The sequence below is a fragment of the Actinoplanes sp. NPDC051633 genome (assembly GCF_040681735.1).
GTDB lineage: Bacteria > Actinomycetota > Actinomycetes > Mycobacteriales > Micromonosporaceae > Actinoplanes.
The window spans coordinates 1-2,120 of the sequence record NZ_JBFAZH010001275.1 but is presented as its reverse complement, the minus strand read 5'-3'; the positions used below and the strand labels follow the sequence as shown (position 1 = coordinate 2,120).

The window sequence follows — 2,120 nt, the reverse complement described above, 5'->3', positions numbered from 1 at the left end:
GATCGCCGGCGCGGTGAGCGTGCCGGTCTCGGCATACGCAGCGACCGCCTGTGAGATCACGTACGCCACCAACGACTGGAACAACGGCTTCACCGCCAACGTCACCATCCACAACCTCGGCGACCCGCTCACCTCCTGGAACCTGGGCTGGGCGTTCACCGGCGGCCAGCGCGTCACCCAGGGGTGGTCGGCCACCGTCACCCAGACCGGCACCCAGGTGTCGGCCACCAACGCCGCCTGGAACGGCGGCGTCCCGACCGGCGGCACCGTCAGCTTCGGCTTCAACGGCACGCACACCGGCAGCAACCCGAAACCGGCCGCCTTCACGCTCAACGGCACGACCTGCGCCGGCGACCAGCCGTCGGCGCCGACGCTGGTCGCCACACCGTCGGCGGTGACCGTGCCCGAGGGCGGCACCGGCACCTTCAACCTCAAGCTCAGCGCCGCACCCACCTCGAACGTCACCGTCGCGCTGGCCCGCACCGGCGACGCCGACGTCACCGTCTCGCCCGCAACGGCCACGCTGACCCCGGCGAACTGGAACACCGGCGTGACCGCCACCGTGGCCGCCGCGCAGGACACCGACACGGTCAGCGGCTCCGCGACGATCACCGCGTCCGCCACCGGATACGAGCCGCTCGCCGTCAGCGCCACCGAGCTGGACGACGACATCCCCGGTGGCGACGACGAGTACACCCGGCGGTTCCTGGCGCAGTACCAGAAGATCAAGAGCTCCGGGTACTTCAGCCCTGAGGGCGTGCCGTACCACTCGATCGAGACGCTGATCGTGGAGGCGCCGGACCACGGGCACGAGACCACGTCCGAGGCGTTCAGCTTCTGGCTGTGGCTGGAGGCGCAGTACGGACGCGTCACGCAGAACTGGACGCCGTTCAACAACGCCTGGGCGACGATGGAGAAGTACATCATCCCGTCGCACGCCGACCAGGTCACCGCGGGCGTGGCCGGCACGGCGCAGTACGCGGCCGAGTACAACCGCCCCGACCAGTACCCGTCGGCGCTGCAGCCCAGCGTCCCGGTCGGCCAGGACCCGCTGCGGTCGGAGCTGCAGAGCGCGTACGGCACCGGTGACATCTACGGCATGCACTGGCTGCTCGACGTCGACAACACGTACGGCTTCGGGCGCTGCGGCGACGAGACCACCAAGCCGGCGTACATCAACACCTTCCAGCGCGGGCCGCAGGAGTCGGTGTGGGAGACCGTGCCGCAGCCGTCCTGTGAGACCTTCGCGCACGGCGGCCCCAGCGGCTTCCTCGATCTGTCGATCAAGGAGAGTGCCGCGCCGGCCAAGCAGTGGAAGTACACCAACGCCCCGGACGCCGACGCGCGCGCCATCCAGGCCGCGTACTGGGCGCTGACCTGGGCCAAGCAGCAGGGCAAGCTGGCCGACATCTCCGCGACCGTGACCAAGGCCGCGAAGATGGGCGACTACCTGCGGTACGCGATGTTCGACAAGTACTTCAAGAAGATCGGCAACTGCGTCGGGCCCGCCGCGTGCCCGGCGGGCAGCGGCAAGGACTCGGCGCACTACCTGCTGTCCTGGTATTACGCGTGGGGCGGCGCGACCGACCCCGCGGCCGGGTGGTCCTGGCGGATCGGGTCGAGCCACGCCCACTTCGGCTACCAGAACCCGTTCGCGGCCTGGGCGCTGACCAACACGCCGGAGCTGACCTCGGCGATGAAGAGCAGCAGCGCGAACGCCGACTGGACCAACAGCCTGAAGCGTCAGCTGGAGTTCTACACCTGGCTGCAGTCGTCCGAGGGCGCGATCGCCGGCGGCGCGACGAACAGCTGGGACGGCGCGTACGGGCAGCCGCCGTCGGGCACGCCGACCTTCTACGGCATGCCGTACACCGAGCACCCCGTCTACCACGACCCGGGCAGCAACAGCTGGTTCGGCATGCAGGTGTGGTCGATGCAGCGAGTGGCCGAGCTCTACCACCAGACCGGCAACGCGCAGGCCAAGGCGCTGCTCGACAAGTGGGTGCCGTGGGCGCTGGCGAACACCACGGTCGGGTCCGGCGGCAACTACCAGGTGCCGTCCACGCTCCAGTGGTCGGGCGCGCCGGCCACCTGGAACCCGGCCGCACCGGTGGCCAACA

General features: G+C 70.1%; 1 protein-coding gene. It reads left to right on the top strand.

The features are described 5' to 3' along the window. Position 1: 1 nt before the first annotated feature. Positions 2-2,120, top strand: a 2,119-nt coding sequence (locus AB0M20_RS40005) for a glycoside hydrolase family 48 protein (RefSeq protein WP_364306351.1), incomplete at its 3' end; no start/stop codon positions are given.